This window comes from Brachybacterium sp. Z12, assembly GCF_014400405.1.
Lineage (GTDB): Bacteria > Actinomycetota > Actinomycetes > Actinomycetales > Dermabacteraceae > Brachybacterium.
Map to the genome: position 1 here is coordinate 1,499,771 of NZ_CP060496.1, position 21,309 is coordinate 1,521,079.

Below are 21,309 nucleotides of genomic sequence, written 5' to 3' on the forward strand. Positions count from 1 at the left end.
CCCTCAGCCCCCGAGAACGCCCCCGAGCACGACGGGCCATCCGATACCGAGACCTCCGCTCCTCGCGGCAGCGCGCTGCTGCGAGCGGTGGAGGTGATGGAGGCGCTGCGGGCGCCCGACGGAGATGCCTGGACGCACCGGCAGACCCACGCCTCGCTCGCGCGGTACCTGCTGGAGGAGACCCACGAGGTCCTCGAGGTGATCGACGACCCGGACGCCCAGGGCCCGGGGGCTCTCGCCGACGAGCTCGGGGACCTGCTGTTCCAGATCCTCTTCCATGCCCGCGTGGGTCAGGAGGAGAACCCGGCCTGGGATGTGGACGACGTCGCCCGCGCCTTCGTCGAGAAGATGGAGCGGCGCAACCCTCACGTCTTCGGGACCGGGCGGGAGGGCAGCGCTCGAGGATCCCGAGGACGTCGATCAGATCATCGCCCAGTGGCATGCGGTCAAATCCGCGGAACGCGCCGAGCAGGGCGGGCGGCGCAAGGGCTGGTTCGACGGGATCCCCGCCGAGCTGCCTGCGCTGCAGAGCGCCGCGAAGGTGGTCCACCGTGCCCGCTCCGAGGGACGGCTCGAGGAGCTGCTCGCCGCCGCCGACGAAGCCGCCGAGGCGCAGGACGCCTCGCAGTGGGGAGGGGACCTCGCCCGCGCCCTGCTCGATCTCGTGGTCGCCGCGGAGTCCCGGGACGATGATCCGGAGACCGCCCTGCGCGCCCTGCTGGCCAGGACCCGCACGCACGTCGATGCGCTGGAGACGCCGCCGGACGTCGCCACCGGAGGAGCCCGGGACCGTGACCCGGGGCGCACGGCCTAGACTGTCCGGTGGACGGTCAGCGCCGACCGGCCGTGACGGAAGTTCAACCGACGGAAGGAACAGCCCATGGCAGCTCTGGATCGCCCCTGCACGCCCGCGAGATCCTCGACTCCCGAGGAAACCCCACCGTCGAGGTGGAGATCCTGCTCGACGACGGCACGTTCGCCCGCGCCGCGGTCCCCTCCGGCGCCTCCACCGGCGCCTTCGAGGCCGTCGAGCGTCGTGACGGCGACAAGTCCCGTTACCTGGGCAAGGGCGTCCTGGACGCCGTCGCCGCCGTGGTGGCCGACATCCAGCCCAAGATCCTGGGCATGGACGTCCAGGAGCAGCGCGCGATCGATGCCGCGATGCTCGAGCTCGACGGCACCAAGAACAAGGGCACCGTCGGCGCCAACGCCATCCTCGGCGTCTCGCTCGCCGTGGCCCGTGCCGCTGCGGACTCCGCCGGGATCCCGCTCTACCAGTACGTCGGCGGCCCGAACGCGCACGTCCTGCCGGTGCCGATGATGAACATCCTCAATGGCGGCTCGCACGCGGACTCCAACGTCGACATCCAGGAGTTCATGATCGCGCCGATCGGTGCGGAGACCTTCTCCGAGGCGATGCGGGTCGGCGCCGAGGTCTACCACGCGCTGAAGGCTGTGCTCCAGGAGCGCGGTCTGGCCACCGGTCTCGGTGACGAGGGCGGCTTCGCGCCGAACCTCGACTCCAACCGCGCCGCACTGGACCTGATCGTCGAGGCGATCGGCAAGGCGGGCTTCGAGGTCGGCAAGGAGGTCGCGCTCGCTCTGGACGTGGCCGCCACCGAGTTCTACGCCGACGGCACCTACACCTTCGAGGGTGCCAGCCGCACCTCGGCCGAGATGGTCGACTACTACGCCGAGCTGGTCGACGCCTACCCGCTGATCTCCATCGAGGATCCGCTGGACGAGGACGACTGGGAGGGCTGGAAGGCGATGAACGACCGCCTCGGCAGCAAGACCCAGCTGGTGGGCGACGACCTGTTCGTCACCAACCCCGAGCGCCTCAGCCGCGGCATCGCCGAGGGCTCCGCGAACGCGCTGTTGGTGAAGGTCAACCCAGATCGGCTCGCTCTCCGAGACCCTCGACGCCGTGGACCTCGCACACCGTGCGGGCTTCAAGGCCATGATGTCCCACCGCTCCGGTGAGACCGAGGACACCACCATCGCCGATCTCGCCGTGGCCACCAACTGCGGTCAGATCAAGTCGGGCGCACCGGCCCGTGGCGAGCGTGTGGCGAAGTACAACCAGCTGCTGCGCATCGAGGAGGAGCTCGGCGAGGCCGCGCGCTACGCCGGCGCCGACGCCTTCCCGCGCTTCACCGCCTGATCGACGTACTGAAAAGCACGAGAAGCATCAGCGGTAGGAGATCAGGCACTCGATCAGAGGCCTGAGAAAAACTCAGCACGAGGTTGTAACCTCGTCGCATGAGCAGCAGACGACCGGGCGCCCCGCGATCGACGAGGCGCCCGGTCTCCGCGTCCGGGGGCAGGCGCCCCGGGGCGCGGACCTCTTCGGGCCCCGCGACGACCAGCTCCCGCACGAGCACCAAGACCAGCTCCCCGACCCGCTCCCGAGGCCCGGCTGCCGCCTCCCGCCCTGCGGCAGGCGGCACGGGCGCCCCGGAGGAGGACGGCCCCGGCATCACCATCACCCGGCGCACGCTCGCACTGATCGCGCTGGTCGTCGTCGCTCTGGCCGCACTGGTGCCCACCGTCAACTCCTACGTCGCGCAGCGACAGCAGCTGTCCGATCTGCGCACGCAGGTCTCGCAGCAGGAGCAGCAGGTCGAGGACCTGCGCACCCAGGTCGCGCGATGGGAGGACCCGGCCTACGTCGCCGCACGAGCCCGTGAACGACTTCTGTTCGCGATGCCGGGGAGACCCAGTACCGGCTCACCGACACCTCTGGCCAGGACGTTCCCCTCACCGAGGCCGAGCAGGCCGCGGAGGAGGCGAAGGAGGGCGAATGGTTCTCCGTGCTCTGGGAGAGCGTCGAGGGCTCCAGCCGCCTCACCCCCGCAGACATCCCCGACGAGACCGGGTCGACCGACGACGACGTCTCCGAGCAGGACCCCGCCGACACCACCACCGACCAGGACCCCGATCAGTGACCACACTCCCCGCCCTGCCCTACGACTCCCCGGCCACCCCGCATGACCTCGATGTCATGCGTGAACAGCTCGGCCGGGACATGCGTGGGGTGGTCTCCATCGCACGCCGCTGCAGCTGCGGGCGTCCCGCGGTCGTCCGCACCGCGCCGCGCCTCGAGGACGGGACGCCGTTCCCCACCTCGCTCTACCTGACCCTTCCCTGGCTGACTCTCGAGCTCTCCCGTCTCGAGGCCGCCGGCCTGATGGCCGAGCTGAGCACGCGCCTGGAGCAGGAGGAGGATCTCGCCGCCGCCTACCGGCGCGCTCACGAGCGCTATCTGACGCGCCGGCAGGAGCTCGGTGATGCCGAGGAGGTCCACCACGTCAGCGCGGGAGGCATGCCCACTCGGGTGAAGTGCCTCCACGCGGTCGCGGGCCAGGCGCTCGCGGAGGGGCCCGGGATCAATCCGATCGCCGACGAGGTGCTGGCGGGCATCGACGGTGCGACGCCCGAGCTGGTGTGCCGCTGCGACAGCGTCCCGACGGACGGGACGGAGGGACGATGAGCGCGCCCGTCGCCGCGATCGACTGCGGCACCAACTCGATCCGACTGCTGATCGCACGCCGCGACGAGGCCACCGGAGCGATGGTCGACCTCGAACGCCGGCTGGAGATGGTCCGTCTCGGTCTCGGAGTGGATCGCACCGGCCGGTTCGACCCGGTGGCGGTCGAACGCACCCTCGATGCCGCTCGCCGCTACCGCACCTGATCGAGCACCACGGTGTGGCGCGCCAGGACATCCGCTTCGTCGCGACCTCCGCGACCCGCGATGCCGCGAACCGCGACCTGTTCATCGACGGCATCCGGGAGATCCTCGGCGTGGAGCCGGAGGTCATCAGCGGACAGGAGGAGGCGGCGCTCTCCTTCCGGGGCGCGGTCAGCACGGTGGGACCTTCCGGAGGGCCCTCGGCTGGTGGTCGACATCGGTGGCGGCTCCACGGAGCTCGTGCTCGGCACCGAGACCCCGAGCCACCGCATCAGCATGGACATCGGCTCGGTGCGGCTCACGGAGCGTCATCTCGTCTCGGACCCGCCCACCGCGGCCGAGGTCGCCTCCGCCACCGCAGATATAGACGCACTCCTCGACGAGGCGGAGACGGCCGTGCCCCTCGCGGAGGCCGCTGCGCTGGTCGGCGTCGCCGGGACAGTGACGACCGTCACTGCCGTCGCCAGCGGGATCCAGGACTATCGTCCCGACGTCACCCATGGCGCTGTTCTGACCGTCGACGAGGTCGCCGCGATCTGCCGCACCCTGCTCGCCGAGACCCGGGAACAGCGAGCGCAGCACCAGGTCATCCACCCTGGTCGCATCGATGTCATCGGCGCCGGAGCCCTGATCTGGTCGCGGATCGTCGCCCGCGTGGCGGCTGCCGCAGGGATCGCCGAGACGCGCACGAGCGAGCACGACATCCTCGACGGGATCGCGCTGGATCTGCTCGATCAGGCCTGCTGAGCGCACCTGCGTCTCACGGAGGGCCGCATTCGTCTCATGCCTTTTGTCTCAGGGCCTCCGCGGTTCTAGGCTGGGGGCATGACCAACACTTTCGGCGGCAAGCCCCACGTTCTTATCCTCGGCGGCGGTTCCGTCGGCCTGACGACCGCATCCGAGCTGCGCAAGACTCTCGGTGCGGAGGTCGCGATCACGGTCGTCGACCCGCGTCCCTACATGACCTACGCACCGTTCCTCCCCGAGGTCGGCGCAGGCAGCATCCATCCCCGTGACGTCCTCGCGCCGCTGCGCAAGGTGCTCCCCGGCGCGAAGATCGTCACCGGTGCGGTCTCTGCGATCCGCAGCGCCGAGAACACCGTCGTGGTGGACATGGAAGAGGGCGAGCAGCTCGAGATCGCCTACGACTACCTCGTCGTCGGCCTCGGTGCGGTGCCGCGCCTGCTGCCCATCCCGGGCCTCGCGCGGAGAACGCCATCGGCTTCAAGCAGGTCGAGGAGGCCGCGGCCGTGCGCGACCGCATCCTCGCGAACCTCGCAGAGGCCGCCTCGACCAAGGACCCCAGCGTCCGCAAGCGTCTGCTCACCTTCACCTTCATCGGCGGCGGCTTCGCCGGCGGCGAGGCCGTGGCAGAGACCGAGGACATGGTCCGCGACGCGCTGCGCTACTACCCCGACCTGCACGCCTCGGACATCCGCTTCGTGCTCGTCGACGGCGCACCGTTCATCTTCCCCGAGCTCACCGAGGATCAGCGCGCCTACGTCCTCAACCAGCTGCGCGAGCGCGGCATCGAGGTCAAGCTCGAGACCTTCCTGAACTCCGCCGAGAACGGCGTGATCAAGACCAGCGACGGCGACGAGTTCGAGTCCGACCTGCTGGTGTGGAACGCCGGCGTGAAGCCCGCCCCGGTGCTCTCGGACGCGGAGTCCTCCGACCTCCCCGTCGTCACCGAGCGCGGACCCATGATGGGCAAGCTCGAGGCGCTGGCCGATCTGCGCGTCAACGGTGTCGACGGCCCTCTGGACAACGTCTTCGCCGCCGGCGACTGCACCGCAGTGCCGGACCTCGCCTCGGGCGAGGGCAAGTTCTGCCCGCCCAACGCCCAGCACGCGGTGCGTCAGGCGAAGCGTCTGGCGGACAACATCGCCCGCTCCGTGCAGGGTCGCCCGCTGGTGGACTACTACCACCGCAACCTCGGTGTGATGGCCACGCTCGGCATGTACAAGGGCGTCGGCCGCCTGCAGGTGGGCGACAAGGAGCTCGACATCCGCGGCCTGCCGGCCTGGGCAATGGCTCGCGCGTACCACGTCTACGCGATGCCGACCTTCGGTCGCAAGGCCTCCGTCGTCGCGGGCTGGGCCACCAACCTGATCTCGCGTCGCGACATCATCGGCATCCCGCAGACCGAGACCCCGCGCGCGGCGTTCGAGTACGCCGCGAACACCGGCAAGAAGAAGTGATCCGTACGGGAGCGGCCCGCTGAGGCGCTTCCGTGAGGGAACGGACGCCGTCGCGCGGCTGCGCGGCGGCGTCCGTTGCTTCCCCGGCCTGTCGAGCCACGTCTGTGACGCGCAGCCGTTTAGGATCGAAGTTCCCGAAAAGAGCAGAAACGATCCTCGGACCCCCGTAGAGCGGCGCACCGAGCCGGAAGGCAGCATTCATGGAGATCCACATCGTCGCCGACGTCGATGCAGGTGCGAAGGTCGTCGCCGACCTCTTCGAGCACACTGTGCGCGAGGCCGGCGAATCCGGTGCCGTGCTGGGCCTGGCGACCGGATCCTCCCCGGTCCCCGCCTATGCCGAGCTGATCCGCCGCCATCGGGAGGACGGGCTGTCCTTCGCGGCCAGCCGTGCTTTCCTGCTCGACGAGTACGTGGGGCTGCCCGCCGGCCATGAGCAGAGCTATCACCGCTTCATCCGCGAGAACTTCACGTCACAGGTCGACATCGATGATGCCGCCTCGTCGTCTCGCTGGACGGCTCCGCCGCCGACCCCGTCGCCGAAGCCGCCGCATACGACCGCCGGATCCGCGAGGCCGGGGAGTGGACCTGCAGATCCTCGGGATCGGCTCCAACGGGCACATCGCGTTCAACGAGCCCGGCAGCTCCCTCGCCTCCCGCACCCACGTGGTGGGCCTGACGCGCTCCACCATCGAGGACAACGCGCGCTACTTCGACACGGCGTCCGACGTCCCGGTGCGGGCCCTCAGCCAGGGCCTGGGCACCATCCTCGAGGCGCGGAGCATCGTGCTCACCGCCTGCGGGGAGGGGAAGGCCACCGCCATCGCTCAGCTCGCAGAAGGAGCGGTCAGCGCGCGCTGGCCCGCCACCGTCCTGCAGACCCACCCCGACGTCACCGTGGTCGTGGATGAGGCCGCAGCCTCGAAGCTCGAGCTCGCCGACTACTACCGCTACAGCCGTGCACTCGAGAGCGAGAATCCGGTCACGTCACAGCGCTGAGGTGAGGCGATCGGAGAGGCGCTCCCCGGCTGCGTGCGGATACGATCGCCCCCATGCAGCAGGCTGATCCCCCTCCTCGACCTCCTCCCCGGCCGCCGTGGCCCCGCGCTCCGGACTGGACCGCTACTTCAAGATCTCCGAACGCGGCTCGACGGTCTCCCGCGAGATCCGCGGCGGTCTGGTGACGTTCTTCTCGATGTGCTACATCGTGGTGCTGAACCCGCTGATCATCGGCACCGTCCCCGACTCGACCGGCATGTACCTCGGCGGTGGTGCGGAGCCCAACCTCCCGGCGGTCGCCGCCGGCACCGCGCTGATCGCGGGAATCCTGAGCATCTTCATGGGCGCGTGGGCGAAGTTCCCCCTCGCGCTCGCTGCGGGGCTGGGCCTGAACGCGTACCTCGCCTACTCCGTCGTACCGCTGCCCGGCATGACCTGGGGCGGTGCCATGGGCATGGTGCTGCTCGAGGGCGTCGTGATCCTGATCCTCGTCCTCACCGGCTTCCGCAAGGCGGTCTTCGCCGCGGTCCCGCCCTTCCTCAAGACAGCCATCGCGGTGGGCATCGGCCTGTTCATCGCCTTCCTCGGCCTGTTCAACGCCAAGTTCGTGACCACTGCCGCCGGGACCCCGGTGCAGCTGGGCAACGACGGCTCCCTCACCGGCTGGCCCACGCTCGTGTTCGTCACCGGCCTGCTGCTGATGTTCGTGCTGTGGATCCGCAAGGTCCCCGGCGCGATCCTGATCGCGATCGTCACGGCGACCGTGCTGGCCATGGTCATCGAGCGGGTGCTGCACCTGGGCGCCTTCACCGCGCCAGGGGACGCCGGCGAGGGCAACCCCGGCGGCTGGGCGATGAACGTCCCGGCCCTCACCGAGTTCCCGATCCAGCTGCCCGACTTCGCCACCCTGTTCACGGTCGACCCGATCGGCGGCATCACCGCCGCCGGCGTGATCGGCGCGACCGTCATCGTCTTCTCCCTGCTGCTGGCGGACTTCTTCGACACCATGGGCACCATGGTCGGAGTCGCCTCCGGCGCCGGTCTCGTGGAGGAGGACGGCGACATCCCCCATTCCCAGCGCATCCTGGTGGTCGACTCCGCGGCGGCGATCGCGGGCGGCATCGGCGGCGTCTCCTCCAACACGAGCTTCGTCGAATCCACCGCGGGCGTGGCCGAGGGAGCCCGGACCGGCCTGGCCGCGATCGTGGTGGGTGCGCTCTTCCTGCTGTCCACCTTCTTCGCGCCGCTGGTGGCGATGGTCCCCTACGAGGCGGCGACCCCGGCTCTGGTGATGGTCGGGTTCCTGATGATGACCCAGATCACCGACATCGACTTCTCCGATGTCGAGATTGCGGTGCCTGCCTTCCTCACCATCATCCTCATGCCCTTCGCCTACTCGATCACCGTCGGGATGGGCGCGGGTTTCGTGATGTACGTGCTGATCCGTGTGGCACGCGGCAAGGCCCGTGACGTGCACTGGCTGATGTACCTCATCGCTCTTATGTTCGTCGCATACTTCCTGCGCGGAGCGATCGAGGGCCTGCTGCTGTGACAGAGGGCGCCGGGAGGGAGGGGGCAGCGGGACAGGAGCGCTCCGAGGGAGACTCGGAGGAGGTCATGGAGCTCGCCGCCGAGCTGCAGCGGGTGCTGCTCGTCTCCTCCCGGATCTTGCGCTCCCACACCGCGTCCGATGCCGTCTCCGCACCGCAGTTCTCGGTGCTCGCCTACCTCCAGCGGGCTGGAGAGTCCACCCCGGGCGCGCTTGCGGACTTCGAGCACGTCACCCCGCCGGTGATGACCCGGATCCTGGGCCGGCTCGAGGACGCCGGACTCGTGCAGCGTGCCGCCCACCCCGGCGATGGGCGACAGGTGAGGGTGACGCTCACGGAAGAGGGACAGGCAGTGGTGCTGGCAGGCCGTGCCGAGCGTGATGCCTGGCTCCGCACCCGTATCCAGGCGGCTCCTCCCGAGGAGAGGGCGGCGCTGCGCGACGCCTCCCGCGTGCTGCGCGCGATCCTCATCCCGCCGCGCGACTGAGCACTGCGGCGCAGTCCGCACATGACGACGGCCGGACCACTTCTCGCAGTGGTCCGGCCGTCGTCATGCGGAGGTGAGCCTCAGGCGTCGGACGTGGTGTCCAGGACGTGATCGAGCACCGCGATCAGCGACGCCACATCGTCCTCGCCGACAGCGGGGAAGGTCGCGATCCGCAGCTGGTTGCGACCGAGCTTCCGGTAGGGCTCGATGTCGACGACCCCGTGGGCGCGCAGCACCGACGTGATCGCCGTGGCATCGATGGCCTCGTCCACGTCCAGGGTGGTGACCACCTGGGAGCGGGCCGACGGCTCGGAGACGAACGGCGTGATCTCCGAGCGCCGTGCAGCCCAGTCCTGGAGCATGCCGCTGGTGGTCCTGGTACGAGCGTCGGCCCACGCCAGCCCACCCTGGTCGAGCATCCACTCGATCTGCTCGGCCAGCAGCACCAGCGTGGCCACCGCAGGGGTGTTGAGGGTCTGGTCCTTGCGGGAGTTCTCCAGCGCGCTGGTGAGCGAGAGGAACGCGGGTATCCAGCGATCCTTCGCGATGGCGAGGCGCTCGGCCCGCTCGATCGCGGCGGGGGAGAGGACGCTCAGCCAGAGCCCGCCATCGGAGGCGAAGGCCTTCTGCGGAGCGAAGTAGTACGCATCGGTCTGGGAGAGATCCACCGCGGCAGCCCCAGCCACCGACGTCGCGTCGACCAGGACCAGCTGGTCCTGCGAGGCGCCGGCTGGCCGCTGCACCGGCACCATCACGCCGGTGGACGTCTCGTTGTGGGGCCATGCGTAGGCATCGACGTCCGGGTTGGCGGACGCCACGGGGAGACCGCCCGGCTCGGAACGCAGGATCTCGGGCTCCTCCAGATGCGGGGCCGCCTTCGCCTCGGACGCGAACTTCTGCGAGAACTCGCCGAGCACGAGATGCTGGGACCGACGCTCGATCAGACCGAACACCGCCATATCCCAGAACGCGGTAGAGCCGCCGTTGCCGAGCACCACCTCGTATCCCTCGGGCAGAGAGAACAGCTCAGCGATGCCCGCGCGCACGCGGGCGACGACGTCCTTCACGGGAGCCTGCCGATGCGAAGTGCCCATGACCGTGCGGGAAGCGGCCTGGAGCGCCTCCATCTGCTGACCGCGGATGCGGGAGGGGCCGGAACCGAATCGACCATCGCCCGGCAGCAGTTCCTGGGGGATGGTCAGGGCGCGAACGGCATCGGAACGTGCAGAGCTGGCTGCGGTCATGCGGGGTCTCCTCCTGAGGGGTGGGCCGAGGCGCCGACTGTACTGGCGCCGACTCCATTCTCCCAGCGGAGAGGAGCCCGAGCACCCGGGGTCCACGGGAGGCGGCCCGCGTGGGAAGATCGGGGCATGAGCCGTGCCGATCTCGAGAAGCAGCCGTACGACGTCGCGACGATGTTCGATGGCATCGCCAAGCGCTATGACCTGATGAACGATGTCGCCGCCATGGGACAGGTCAGGATGTGGCGCGACCTCATGGTCGAAGCGCTCCAGATCCAGCCGGGCGACACCGTGATGGACCTGGCCGCAGGCACCGGCACCTCTACGTCCGCGATCGCGCGGGAGGGGGCGCGAGTTGTCGCCGCAGATTTCTCGCTGGGGATGATGTCCGAGGGGCGACGCCGGGGAGCGCCGGTGCCGTTCGTGGGAGCTGACGGGCAGCACCTGCCGTTCGCCACGGACTCGTTCGACGCGGCGGTCATCTCGTTCGGGCTGCGCAACGTCCATGAGCCCCGCATGGCATTGGCCGAGATGGTGAGAGTGGTCCGCCCCGGAGGGAGGGTCGTGGTCTGCGAGTTCTCGACTCCGAGCTGGGGCCCGTTCCGCACTGTCTACGAGAAGTACCTGCTGCGCGCACTGCCGGCCGTCGCCGGGAAGCTCACCACGACGGTCGACGCGTACGAGTACCTCGCAGAGTCGATCCTCGAATGGCCGGACCAGGAGGCCTGCGACGCTGGTTCATCGATGCGGGCCTCGAGCAGACCCAGTACCGCAACCTCAGCGGCGGCATCGTCGCGCTGCACCGTGGCCTGGTGCCGGTCGCCTGAGAACCGAGGCCCGGAGGCAGCTCTCGAGCCCGATAGGCCTTAGAGCCGGCTCGGGATGAGCGTGACCTGCAGGAATAGCGCCCGGAGCGACTGTGTGGCCGAGGACACCCTTGAAATGGCTGTTCTGGCTTGACCGGGGTGCGCCAGGCCCGTAATGTTCTTCCTTGTGCCCAGGAGGACGGGAACGAGAGAAGGCCAGCGAGCCGGACCGAGATTCCCACTCTGACCAGGCATGGCAGGTCTCTCGAAGAAGGATTGCGGCGCGGATCACACCACGCGGATTTGACTCGGAGAACCGGAAGCCGTAAGTTAGCGGAGTTGCCTCGGAGCGAAGAACTCGGAAGGGTTCAGTAGCACTGAGTGCGCGTGTTGCTTGATATCTCAATAGCGTGTCTGTTTGTTTGATGCCATTATTTTGAATGGCAATTATAATACGGATGATACAGCAGTTATATGCTGGTTGTTTGTTTATGTTGTCAGGATACTGTTTTTCATGTTTTTCATGGAGAGTTTGATCCTGGCTCAGGACGAACGCTGGCGGCGTGCTTAACACATGCAAGTCGAACGATGACGGTGGTGCTTGCACCACCCGATTAGTGGCGAACGGGTGAGTAACACGTGAGTAACCTGCCCTTCACTTCGGGATAACCTCGGGAAATCGTGGCTAATACCGGATATGAACCCTTGTCGCATGGTGGGGGTTGGAAAGATTTATCGGTGAAGGATGGACTCGCGGCCTATCAGTTTGTTGGTGAGGTAATGGCTCACCAAGACGATGACGGGTAGCCGGCCTGAGAGGGCGACCGGCCACACTGGGACTGAGACACGGCCCAGACTCCTACGGGAGGCAGCAGTGGGGAATATTGCACAATGGGCGAAAGCCTGATGCAGCGACGCCGCGTGGGGGATGACGGCCTTCGGGTTGTAAACCTCTTTCAGTAGGGAAGAAGCGAAAGTGACGGTACCTGCAGAAGAAGCGCCGGCTAACTACGTGCCAGCAGCCGCGGTAATACGTAGGGCGCAAGCGTTGTCCGGAATTATTGGGCGTAAAGAGCTCGTAGGTGGCTTGTCGCGTCTGCCGTGAAAACCCGAGGCTCAACCTCGGGCGTGCGGTGGGTACGGGCAGGCTAGAGTGTGGTAGGGGAGACTGGAACTCCTGGTGTAGCGGTGAAATGCGCAGATATCAGGAAGAACACCGATGGCGAAGGCAGGTCTCTGGGCCATTACTGACACTGAGGAGCGAAAGCATGGGTAGCGAACAGGATTAGATACCCTGGTAGTCCATGCCGTAAACGTTGGGCACTAGATGTGGGGGACATTCCACGTTTTCCGCGTCGTAGCTAACGCATTAAGTGCCCCGCCTGGGGAGTACGGCCGCAAGGCTAAAACTCAAAGGAATTGACGGGGGCCCGCACAAGCGGCGGAGCATGCTGATTAATTCGATGCAACGCGAAGAACCTTACCAAGGCTTGACATGCACCGGACGGCCGCAGAGATGTGGCTTTCTTCGGACTGGTGCACAGGTGGTGCATGGTTGTCGTCAGCTCGTGTCGTGAGATGTTGGGTTAAGTCCCGCAACGAGCGCAACCCTTGTTCTATGTTGCCAGCACGTCATGGTGGGGACTCATAGGAGACTGCCGGGGTCAACTCGGAGGAAGGTGGGGACGACGTCAAATCATCATGCCCCTTATGTCTTGGGCTTCAAGCATGCTACAATGGTCGGTACAATGGGTTGCGAAACTGTGAGGTGGAGCGAATCCCAAAAAGCCGGCCTCAGTTCGGATTGGGGTCTGCAACTCGACCCCATGAAGTCGGAGTCGCTAGTAATCGCAGATCAGCAACGCTGCGGTGAATACGTTCCCGGGCCTTGTACACACCGCCCGTCAAGTCACGAAAGTCGGTAACACCCGAAGCCAGTGGCCCATCCTCGTGAGGGAGCTGTCGAAGGTGGGATCGGTGATTGGGACTAAGTCGTAACAAGGTAGCCGTACCGGAAGGTGCGGCTGGATCACCTCCTTTCTAAGGAGCATCACCAATTATGGTGGCCATTTTCCTGCCCGAGTGTGGTGGGGGTGGTTGCTCAAGGGTGGAACATCAACGAATAGGCACTTCATCAGCCGGTATGGCTTGCTAGTACAGCTCCCTTGGGGGTGTGGAACGTGGGTTGCTGGGTGGTTTGAGGTGGAGACACGCTATTGGGTTGTGAGGCTGCACGCAGCCCCATGACCCTGGTCGCTTTGGTGGCTGGGGTTTTGTGGGGTGTGTGGCTGGTCCTCCCTGATGCTGCCCCCGTGATTGCGTGGGTGGTGTTGGTGTGGGGTTGTTTCTTGAGAACTGCATAGTGGACGCGAGCATCTTGTAAGCAATTTTGAAGATTTTGTGTCTTTGTGTGTTGCCGTAAGTTTTAAAGGGCACACGGTGGATGCCTTGGCAAGAGGAGCCGAAGAAGGACGTGGGAGTCTGCGTTAAGCCTCGGGGAGTTGACAACCGAACTGTGATCCGAGGATGTCCGAATGGGGAAACCCACCACGAGTCATGTCGTGGTACCCGCCGCTGAATGTATAGGCGGTGTGGAGGGAACGCGGGGAAGTGAAACATCTCAGTACCCGCAGGAAGAGAAAACAACAGTGATTCCGTGAGTAGTGGCGAGCGAAAGCGGAGGAGGCTAAACCTGATCTGTGTGATACCCGGCAGGGGTTGCAGGTTGGGGGTTGTGGGACGCATCAGGACCGTCTGCCGGCGGTTCAGCGTGGACGTGCAGCGGTAGTCGAAGTCGTGTTGAGTGCGACGGCGTAGAGGGTGTGACCCCGTAGACGAAATCGATGTACGGCGCGATGCTGTTCCCGAGTAGCACCGGGCCCGTGAAATCCGGTGTGAATCTGCCAGGACCACCTGGTAAGCCTGAATACTACCTCTTGACCGATAGCGGACAAGTACCGTGAGGGAAAGGTGAAAAGCACCCCGGGAGGGGAGTGAAATAGTACCTGAAACCGTGTGCTTACAATCCGTCGGAGCCTTTAGGGGTGACGGCGTGCCTTTTGAAGAATGAGCCTGCGAGTTAGTGGTCGGTGGCGAGGTTAACCCGTGTGGGGTAGCCGTAGCGAAAGCGAGTCTGAACGGGGCGTTCAGTCGCCGGCTCTAGACCCGAAGCGAAGTGATCTATCCATGGGCAGTGTGAAGCGCGGGTAAGACCGCGTGGAGGCGCGAACCCACTTCAGTTGAAAATGGAGGGGATGACCTGTGGATAGGGGTGAAAGGCCAATCAAACTTCGTGATAGCTGGTTCTCCCCGAAATGCATTTAGGTGCAGCGTTACGTGTTTCGTGCCGGAGGTAGAGCACTGGATAGGCGATGGGCCCCACCGGGTTACTGACCTTAGCCAAACTCCGAATGCCGGTACGTGAGAGCGTAGCAGTGAGACTGTGGGGGATAAGCTTCATAGTCGAGAGGGAAACAGCCCAGAACATCAGCTAAGGCCCCTAAGCGTGTGCTAAGTGGAAAAGGATGTGGAGTTGCTGAGACAACCAGGAGGTTGGCTTAGAAGCAGCCACCCTTGAAAGAGTGCGTAATAGCTCACTGGTCAAGTGATTCTGCGCCGACAATTTAGCGGGGCTCAAGCACACCGCCGAAGCTGTGTCATTCAGTCCTTGTGGCTGGATGGGTAGGGGAGCGTCGTACAGCCAGCGAAGCTGCGGGGGAACCCAGTGGTGGAGGCTGTACGAGTGAGAATGCAGGCATGAGTAGCGAAAGACGGGTGAGAAACCCGTCCGCCGATTGATCAAGGGTTCCAGGGCCAGGTTTATCCGCCCTGGGTTAGTCGGGACCTAAGGCGAGGCCGACAGGCGTAGTCGATGGACATCGGGTTGATATTCCCGAACCGATCGTAGGAGGACCCATACCGAGGCAGTCGATGCTAACCACCCGAGTTTTCCCCATGCCCTTCGGGGTGTGGAGGTTGACGAGGCTGGGAACCAAGGTTGTAGTAGGTCAGCGCGAGGAATGACGCAGAGAGGTAGCTTCCGCGGACTTAATGGAATAGTCCGTCTAAGCGTGCAGCCCGGCCCCGGGTAATGCTGGGGCCATATAAGGGTCAGACGTGATGGGGATCCCGTATGGGCGTAGGTGAGTGATCCTGTACTGCCAAGAAAAGTTCCGGCGTGACGAATACGGTCGCCCGTACCCTAAACCGACTCAGGTGATCAGGTAGAGAATACCGAGGCGTTCGAGAGAATCGTGGTTAAGGAACTCGGCAAAATGCCCCCGTAACTTCGGGAGAAGGGGGCCCGAACCGTGAGAGCGGTGAGGGCCGCAGAGACCAGGGAGAAGCGACTGTTTACTAAAAACATAGGTCCGTGCGAAGTCGTAAGACGCTGTATACGGACTGACGCCTGCCCGGTGCTGGAAGGTTAAGAGGACCGGTTAGAGCTCTTCGGAGTTCGAAGCTGAGAATTTAAGCCCCAGTAAACGGCGGTGGTAACTATAACCATCCTAAGGTAGCGAAATTCCTTGTCGGGTAAGTTCCGACCTGCACGAATGGCGTAACGACTTCTCCACTGTCTCAACCGCGAACTCGGCGAAATTGCATTACGAGTAAAGATGCTCGTTACGCGCAGCAGGACGGAAAGACCCCGGGACCTTTACTATAGTTTGATATTGGTGTTCGGGACGGCTTGTGTAGGATAGGTGGGAGACTTGGAAGCATTCACGCCAGTGGGTGTGGAGTCATTGTTGAAATACCACTCTGGTCGTTCTGGATTCCTAACCTCGGTCCGTGATCCGGATCAGGGACAGTGTCTGATGGGTAGTTTAACTGGGGCGGTTGCCTCCTAAAGAGTAACGGAGGCGCTCAAAGGTTCCCTCAGCCTGGTTGGCAATCAGGTGTCGAGTGTAAGTGCACAAGGGAGCTTGACTGCGAGACTGACAAGTCGGGCAGGTGCGAAAGCAGGAACTAGTGATCCGGCACCTCATTGTGGAATGGGTGTCGCTCAACGGATAAAAGGTACCCCGGGGATAACAGGCTGATCTTGCCCAAGAGCTCATATCGACGGCATGGTTTGGCACCTCGATGTCGGCTCGTCGCATCCTGGGGCTGGAGTTGGTCCCAAGGGTTAGGCTGTTCGCCTATTAAAGCGGTACGCGAGCTGGGTTTAGAACGTCGTGAGACAGTTCGGTCCCTATCCGCTGCGCGCGTTGGATATTTGAGAAGTCCTGTCCCTAGTACGAGAGGACCGGGATGGACTGACCTCTGGTGTGCCAGTTGTTCTGCCAAGGGCATGGCTGGTTGGCTACGTCGGGAAGGGATAACCGCTGAAAGCATCTAAGCGGGAAGCCTGCTTCGAGATGAGATATCCATACACCCTTCGGGGTGTGAGAGGCCCCCAGTAGACCACTGGGTTGATAGGCCAGATGTGGAAGCACAGCAATGTGTGGAGCTGACTGGTACTAATGGCCGATGACTTACTACAACATTTTTATTGTTTATGCGTGTTTGCGTCCACTGTGCGGTTCTTGAGGAACAACCTCCGAGGACACTTGGATCCCGATGGGGTTTGGGTGTTTTGGGTGGCTGGTTGTCTCATTGTGTTACGGCGGTCATAGCGTCGAGGAAACGCCCGGTTCCATTCCGAACCCGGAAGCTAAGCTCGATTGCGCCGATGGTACTGCACTCGGGAGGGTGTGGGAGAGTAGGTCGCCGCCGGACATCTTTGTGGGGAGTGGGAGTGAGCTTGAGACCCTTTAAGGGGTTTCGCTCCTCCCACTCTCTTTTTCATGCCCAAAATCGGGCAGCAGCTTTGCCGGCCTTCCCCGATGGCCAGCTCGGGACATCCCGCAACTCTTGGCCTCGGTGAGCCGATCGGGTTTGCCCGTCGGCGGAGTGCCGACCGGACGGGGGAGGGCGCTGCCTCCGGATACAGCGTGCGTCTTCAATGGAGCATGCAGCGAACGACGGCGCGCCGTCTCACTCGCGGGACACGAGGAGCTCCCGCGAAGCCACGATGTCCCTCGACGATCGCGCCAGATGGATCGTGACGGTTCCTTCGGGGGCGACGAACTGCTCCTCCTCGACCGACCAGAGCCGGAGCCTCGTCCAGGGGATCAGAAGCTCGAGCTGCGTCGATCCCGATGCAGGAACCTCAGCAACCTGCGACCCGATGAGGCGCATCGAGGGCACGCGACCGATCCCGGCCGGATATCTATCGGCATCAACGGAGGCATAGACCTGGACCACCTCGTGCGCCGAGAGGACAGCGTCGCGCTCGAGCGTGACCGCTGCGTGGATGGCCTCCGTTGTCGGCGTTATCGCAGGCTGCTCCCACCGAGTGGGGGAGAGGGTGAGACCATGCCCGAAGGGGAAGATCGCGTCCTGCCCATAGAGATAGGTCGCTGAGGATGCGATCACGTCGTAGTCGAGGATATCGGTCAGAGAGTCTTCCGGGATCCACGCCTGCGCGAGGCGTCCGCTGAACTCTCGGTGGCCCAGCAGCAGCGAGGCGAGAGCCGGCCCCATCCGAGCACCGCCATGGCTGCTCCACACCACTGCATCTGCCGTCTCTGCATGCTCGGCGATGTTGTAAGGATAGGAAAGAGATCATCAGCAGCGCTCCGCGCCGCAGTGCCTGAGCTCTGGAGCAGCTCCAGGAGTTCACGGTCCGGCTCCATGAGCGACAGCGAAGGCCTGTCCTCGGTCTCTCGGCCGTGAACGTGCGGATCGTTGCCGCCCACCACGATCACGAGATCAGCGCCCGCGATCGCCTCAACAGCCTGGTCCCGGCGGGAGCTCGTGACCTGCCATTGCCACCGCGTTGCCTCCTGAGGGTCGAAACCGCCCAGGATCAGCTTGCCGCTGCGGTGCTCGCGCCGTACCCAGCGCCCGCTGCCCACATGCTGGAGGCGCACCCGGCCCGCGCTGTCCACACGCCGGCGGAACGTCTCCTGCACTATCCAGCCGCCGATGCGCTCCGAGCAGGCCACGAGATGGCCCGCTGCGTCGGGCGCGACGAGGCGCCCTGTGAGGGCATCCCTGAAGGTGATCACCTCGAGACCGTGATCGATGATCTCGAACGTAGCTTGATCTGTGGCGATGCCCGAGGCTGCGGTGTCCGCGACCAGCAGCAGGCCATCCTCTCGGCGGCTCACCGGTGCGTCGCCGAGGGCCAGAGTGACGACATCCAGGCACGGCGCGTGGACGACCGCGCCGTCATGAGCCCCGTTCAATGCAGCTGTGAGGGGCACGGGATCGATCAGCTCCCCGCTGTACCAATCGGTGAGCACCGTGCCTCCCAGGTGCCCGAGCACAGCGATCCTCTCCCCGGACCTGGCCGGGAGCACCCCGGACGCATGGCGCAGCAGCACTGCGGACCTGCCGGCGCCCTCCTCGGAGAGGGCGATTGCTGCCACAGGATCGAAGGCGGAGCGGGCGGTCGCGGCGGAGTCGCGGGTCGTGAACTCGCCTGTGCGGCCGCGTGCGACCAGCTGTCGCACCACTGCCTGATCGACGTGCCGCTCTTCGATGAGGCCTCGCTCCAAGGCTGTCCGGGCGGCTCGGAGCGTGGGCTCGGGATCCTCACCATGGTCGGTGAAGGAATCCACTCCGGCCATGAGCATCGCGGCCACGGCTTCGGTGAGATCCGCCGCGGCGTCCTGGATCGAGAACAGATTCGTCGGCGCGCCGGCGTCGCTGACCACGTACAGGAGATCAGGGTCGGCGATCAGCTTCCGCAGATGCTCGTTCACCAGGGGTGAGAGGTGGGCCGGCACCCCATCGACAAGGTTGTAGGCCAGCATCACCGCGCCCGCAGCTCCATTTGCCAGGGCTTCCTCGAAGGCCGGCAGCTCGTACTCGTGCAGCACCCGAGGAGGCATCGAAGAGGACGTGGCCGCTCGATCGATCTCGTTCGAGTAAGCGAGGAAGTGCTTGAGCGTCGGCACGGTGGTCCACTCCTCGTCCCGCCCGCGCAGGCCCCACGCGATTGCTGCGCCCAGCTGGGCGTTCAACAGCGGATCCTCTGCCAGTCCCTCCTCGTTGCGCCCCCACAGGGGATGCCGCAGCGCGTTCACGACCGGGGCCCACACGTTCAGGCTGGCCGCTTTCGTGTGCTCGTGATGGACGCGGACCTCCTGGGCGATCTGCTCCCCGATCGCCTCGAGGAGCTGGGGATCCCACGTGGCGGCGAGACCGACCGGCTGGGGATAGGTGACGGCGGGCCCGCGCCAGGCCACTCCGTGCAGTGCTTCGGTGCCGGTGGAGAACGGGCCGACGCCCAGGCGGTCTATTCCGGGGCTGTGCTGGTGGAGGAAGGGGAGCTTCTCCTCGACGGTCATGGCGGCGACCAGCGAGCGGGCGCGCGCGAGATGTGCGGTGTCCGCAGGCTCGAGGCTCGCGCGAGCGTCCAGCCACATCGACGGCGGGGTGTATGGCATGAGGTCCTCTTCGACGGTCGGTGTCAGCGGCAGCGGCGCCGGGCTCTGGACGTGGCTCTTGCCACAGCCCGGGTCGACGGCTACTCTTCGAGCCTATCGAAGCGCTTCGACACTGGCTAGTCATTGCGCAAGATTCGTCCCATGAGATCCCCCGCCGACGGGGAGAGGACCGTGGCCGCCATGCCGGCGCCCACCTGCCGTCACAAGGAAGTGAGTGGATCATGAACCGCATCGACAACGCCGTCTCTCGTCGACGCCTGCTGGGATACCTCGGTATCGGTGCAGGCACCCTCGGCCTCGCAGCCTGCGGAGGCTCCGGGGGACCGGCGCGGGAGCTGCCCCCAGCGGGGTTCTGACCGGCGCCGAACTCGCCGCCGAGGTCGAGGCCTCGCTGCCCAACAGCACCCTGGAGTTCCTGGTGGAGCCCGACTTCCCGAGCGTCAATGGCTCCACCCCGGGCTATGTGACCATGCCTGATCGTTGGTCAAGGGCGTTGAGGAGGTGCCCGGCGCGGGCGGGAGCTACACCGTGATGAGCCCCGCCTGGTGGACATCGCCTCCCACCCTCGGCGACAACGCCTACTACGAGGCCGTCAACGAGCAGCTCGGAGCGACCCTCGAGTTCCAGGTCTCGGACGGCAACACCTATGCCGACAAGGTCCAGACGGTGCTCGCGTCCCCGAAGAACGTCCCGGACTGGATGGTGATCCCGTCCTGGAACATCCCGCCGCGCTTCATCGAAGGGGTCGGCAATGTCTTCCAGGACCTGACCGATCACCTCTCCGGCGACGGCATCCTGGACTACCCCAACCTGGCCAGGCTCGATCCCGCAGCCTGGGCGTACTCGATGTTCAACGGCCGCATCTACGGCTTGCCGTACCCCTCGGAGCTGGTCACCGACGCCGTCTTCTACCGTCGGGATCTGTTCGAGGAGCTCGGTGTCGAGCCGCCCACCGGCGCGGATTCCTTCCTGTCGGTGCTCAGCGAGGTCACCGACGAGGGCGCCAACCGCTGGGGCTGCGAGAACCTCTGGAACACCGCGCAGCTGATGTATGCCATCCCGCCCACCTTCGCCGAGCGCGACGGGAAGCTGGTCCACCGTTTCGAGATGGAGGAGTTCAAGGAGGCCATCGCCTGGCTGACCAAGGTGGTCGAATCCGGAGCGATGCACCCCGATGCCGTGGCCGGCAACGACGGCCCCGCGAAGGACCGCTTCGAATCAGGCCAGACCCTGGTGATGAATGACGGCGTCGGCGGCTGGCATGAAGCGCTCACCCGCGTGCGACCGTCGAACCCGGATTTCGACCAGATGGCGATGGACATGTTCGCACCCGACGGGGAGCTCCCACCCTGTACCGCGGCGCACCGGTGAACATCTTCTCGTTCCTGAAGAAGAACGACGACGAGGAGCAGGTGCGGGAGATGCTGCGCATTGCCGACTGGTGCGCCTCCCAGTTCGGCTCCGAGGAGTTCGAGCTGCTCACACCTACGGCGTCGAGGGCACCCACTTCGAGCGTGACGAGCACGGGGTCCCGCAGATGAGCGACCAAGGCCGGCTCGAGGTGACTTCCACGTATCAGTTCCTCGCGCAGCCCGGAATCGTCAACGCGAAGGTGCAGTTCCCGGACTACGTGGAGGCCTCCACGCAGTGGATGGCGCGGCAGTCCGAGCATGTGGTCGACCCGCTGTTCTACGGCATCCAGATCCAGGAGCCCTCCGAGTTCGGCTCGCTCGGACAGCCCTTCGACGACCTGGTGGTGGACATCAGCCGTGGCCGCAAGGACATCGGCGAGCTCGACGCGGCGGTGGAGAACTGGCGCAGCGCGGGCGGCGACAAGCTGCGCGACTTCTACGCCGACTTCATGTCCTGAGCGTCGTGCCCGTCGAGCTCC

Annotated in this window: 14 protein-coding genes, 3 rRNA genes and 6 pseudogenes; 19 read left to right on the top strand and 4 right to left on the bottom strand. The window is 65.5% G+C overall.

What is annotated here, in order from left to right; all coding sequences use genetic code 11:
• Positions 1 to 3 precede the first annotated feature (3 nt).
• On the bottom strand, positions 4 to 279 hold the full coding sequence (locus H3H54_RS08010) for a hypothetical protein (protein ID WP_262426570.1): 276 nt from the start codon (positions 277 to 279) through the stop codon (positions 4 to 6).
• Here H3H54_RS08010 and H3H54_RS08015 point away from each other — a divergent pair.
• The 11 genes and pseudogenes from H3H54_RS08015 to H3H54_RS08065 all read left to right on the top strand — a co-directional run bounded on the left by H3H54_RS08015 (position 199) and on the right by H3H54_RS08065 (position 8,930).
• Entirely contained in the window at positions 199 to 693 is a 495-nt protein-coding gene (locus H3H54_RS08015; RefSeq protein ID WP_262426432.1) for a MazG nucleotide pyrophosphohydrolase domain-containing protein, read from the top strand. The two genes, H3H54_RS08010 and H3H54_RS08015, sit on opposite strands and share 81 nt — an antisense overlap.
• Before the next feature lie 207 nt (positions 694 to 900).
• Positions 901 to 2,164, top strand: a pseudogene (gene eno, locus H3H54_RS08020) (phosphopyruvate hydratase).
• A 98-nt stretch (positions 2,165 to 2,262) separates the two neighbouring features.
• Positions 2,263 to 2,655: pseudogene (locus H3H54_RS08025) on the top strand (septum formation initiator family protein); the annotation flags it as partial.
• A gap of 158 nt (positions 2,656 to 2,813) precedes the next feature.
• On the top strand, positions 2,814 to 2,948 hold the full coding sequence (locus H3H54_RS08030; RefSeq protein ID WP_262426571.1) for a hypothetical protein: 135 nt from the start codon (positions 2,814 to 2,816) through the stop codon (positions 2,946 to 2,948).
• Complete coding sequence (locus H3H54_RS08035) at positions 2,945 to 3,493, top strand: DUF501 domain-containing protein (protein WP_262426191.1); 549 nt, start codon at positions 2,945 to 2,947, stop codon at positions 3,491 to 3,493. The genes H3H54_RS08030 and H3H54_RS08035 overlap by 4 nt, the downstream gene beginning before the upstream one ends.
• Positions 3,490 to 4,440: pseudogene (locus H3H54_RS08040) on the top strand (exopolyphosphatase). Before H3H54_RS08035 ends, H3H54_RS08040 begins: the two are co-directional and overlap by 4 nt.
• A 78-nt stretch (positions 4,441 to 4,518) precedes the next feature.
• A pseudogene (locus tag H3H54_RS08045) lies at positions 4,519 to 4,839 on the top strand (NAD(P)/FAD-dependent oxidoreductase); the annotation flags it as partial.
• 104 nt (positions 4,840 to 4,943) lie between these two features.
• Complete coding sequence (locus H3H54_RS08050) at positions 4,944 to 5,894, top strand: NAD(P)/FAD-dependent oxidoreductase (protein ID WP_262426192.1); 951 nt, start codon at positions 4,944 to 4,946, stop codon at positions 5,892 to 5,894.
• Between the two features lie 200 nt (positions 5,895 to 6,094).
• A pseudogene (gene nagB / locus H3H54_RS08055) lies at positions 6,095 to 6,893 on the top strand (glucosamine-6-phosphate deaminase).
• A 97-nt stretch (positions 6,894 to 6,990) separates the two neighbouring features.
• On the top strand, positions 6,991 to 8,445 hold the full coding sequence (locus H3H54_RS08060; protein ID WP_262426193.1) for an NCS2 family permease: 1,455 nt from the start codon (positions 6,991 to 6,993) through the stop codon (positions 8,443 to 8,445).
• 65 nt (positions 8,446 to 8,510) lie between these two features.
• Positions 8,511 to 8,930: a MarR family winged helix-turn-helix transcriptional regulator gene (locus H3H54_RS08065; RefSeq protein WP_262426194.1), complete on the top strand. Its 420-nt coding sequence runs from the start codon at positions 8,511 to 8,513 to the stop codon at positions 8,928 to 8,930.
• 80 nt (positions 8,931 to 9,010) lie between these two features.
• Here H3H54_RS08065 and serC read toward each other — a convergent pair whose 3' ends face one another.
• Complete coding sequence (gene serC / locus H3H54_RS08070) at positions 9,011 to 10,174, bottom strand: phosphoserine transaminase (RefSeq protein WP_262426195.1); 1,164 nt, start codon at positions 10,172 to 10,174, stop codon at positions 9,011 to 9,013.
• 126 nt (positions 10,175 to 10,300) lie between these two features.
• Here serC and H3H54_RS08075 point away from each other — a divergent pair.
• From H3H54_RS08075 to rrf, 4 genes and pseudogenes are all read left to right on the top strand, one after another.
• Positions 10,301 to 10,998: pseudogene (locus tag H3H54_RS08075) on the top strand (demethylmenaquinone methyltransferase).
• A 499-nt stretch (positions 10,999 to 11,497) separates the two neighbouring features.
• Positions 11,498 to 13,017, top strand: a 16S ribosomal RNA gene (locus H3H54_RS08080).
• Between the two features lie 376 nt (positions 13,018 to 13,393).
• A 23S ribosomal RNA gene (locus tag H3H54_RS08085) occupies positions 13,394 to 16,462 on the top strand.
• 119 nt (positions 16,463 to 16,581) lie between these two features.
• Positions 16,582 to 16,698 (top strand): 5S ribosomal RNA (rrf, locus tag H3H54_RS08090).
• The 16S, 23S and 5S rRNA genes sit together here, the layout of an rRNA operon.
• A gap of 258 nt (positions 16,699 to 16,956) precedes the next feature.
• Here the strand turns inward: rrf and H3H54_RS08095 are convergent.
• Together H3H54_RS08095 and H3H54_RS08100 are read right to left on the bottom strand one after the other, a co-directional pair.
• Positions 16,957 to 17,535, bottom strand: coding sequence for a fibronectin type III-like domain-contianing protein (locus tag H3H54_RS08095; protein WP_316249170.1), 579 nt, complete (start codon positions 17,533 to 17,535; stop codon positions 16,957 to 16,959).
• Complete coding sequence (locus H3H54_RS08100; protein ID WP_262426197.1) at positions 17,418 to 19,418, bottom strand: glycoside hydrolase family 3 N-terminal domain-containing protein; 2,001 nt, start codon at positions 19,416 to 19,418, stop codon at positions 17,418 to 17,420. Before H3H54_RS08100 ends, H3H54_RS08095 begins: the two co-directional genes overlap by 118 nt.
• Before the next feature lie 221 nt (positions 19,419 to 19,639).
• Between H3H54_RS08100 and H3H54_RS08105 the strand changes: the two genes are divergently transcribed.
• The 4 genes from H3H54_RS08105 (at position 19,640) to H3H54_RS08120 (ending at position 21,288) form a co-directional block, all read left to right on the top strand.
• Positions 19,640 to 19,774 (top strand): twin-arginine translocation signal domain-containing protein, encoded by a 135-nt coding sequence (locus H3H54_RS08105; protein WP_262426198.1) that lies wholly within the window; start codon positions 19,640 to 19,642, stop codon positions 19,772 to 19,774.
• Between the two features lie 145 nt (positions 19,775 to 19,919).
• Positions 19,920 to 20,789 carry an ABC transporter substrate-binding protein gene (locus tag H3H54_RS08110; protein ID WP_262426199.1) on the top strand — a complete coding sequence of 290 codons (870 nt, stop codon included), beginning with the start codon at positions 19,920 to 19,922 and terminating at the stop codon, positions 20,787 to 20,789.
• On the top strand, positions 20,786 to 20,959 hold the full coding sequence (locus H3H54_RS08115) for a hypothetical protein (RefSeq protein ID WP_262426200.1): 174 nt from the start codon (positions 20,786 to 20,788) through the stop codon (positions 20,957 to 20,959). Before H3H54_RS08110 ends, H3H54_RS08115 begins: the two co-directional genes overlap by 4 nt.
• Positions 20,956 to 21,288, top strand: a complete 333-nt coding sequence (locus H3H54_RS08120; RefSeq protein WP_262426201.1) for a hypothetical protein — start codon at positions 20,956 to 20,958, stop codon at positions 21,286 to 21,288. The genes H3H54_RS08115 and H3H54_RS08120 overlap by 4 nt, the downstream gene beginning before the upstream one ends.
• Positions 21,289 to 21,309: the final 21 nt, after the last annotated feature.

Coding starts and splice junctions, on each gene's coding strand:
- H3H54_RS08010 (WP_262426570.1), bottom strand. CDS start 279: ATGGAAGAGGATCTGGAACAGCAGGTCCCCGAGCTCGTCGGCGAGAGC.
- H3H54_RS08065 (WP_262426194.1), top strand. CDS start 8,511: ATGGAGCTCGCCGCCGAGCTGCAGCGGGTGCTGCTCGTCTCCTCCCGG.
- serC (WP_262426195.1), bottom strand. CDS start 10,174: ATGACCGCAGCCAGCTCTGCACGTTCCGATGCCGTTCGCGCCCTGACC.
- H3H54_RS08100 (WP_262426197.1), bottom strand. CDS start 19,418: ATGCCATACACCCCGCCGTCGATGTGGCTGGACGCTCGCGCGAGCCTC.
- H3H54_RS08105 (WP_262426198.1), top strand. CDS start 19,640: ATGAACCGCATCGACAACGCCGTCTCTCGTCGACGCCTGCTGGGATAC.
- H3H54_RS08120 (WP_262426201.1), top strand. CDS start 20,956: ATGAGCGACCAAGGCCGGCTCGAGGTGACTTCCACGTATCAGTTCCTC.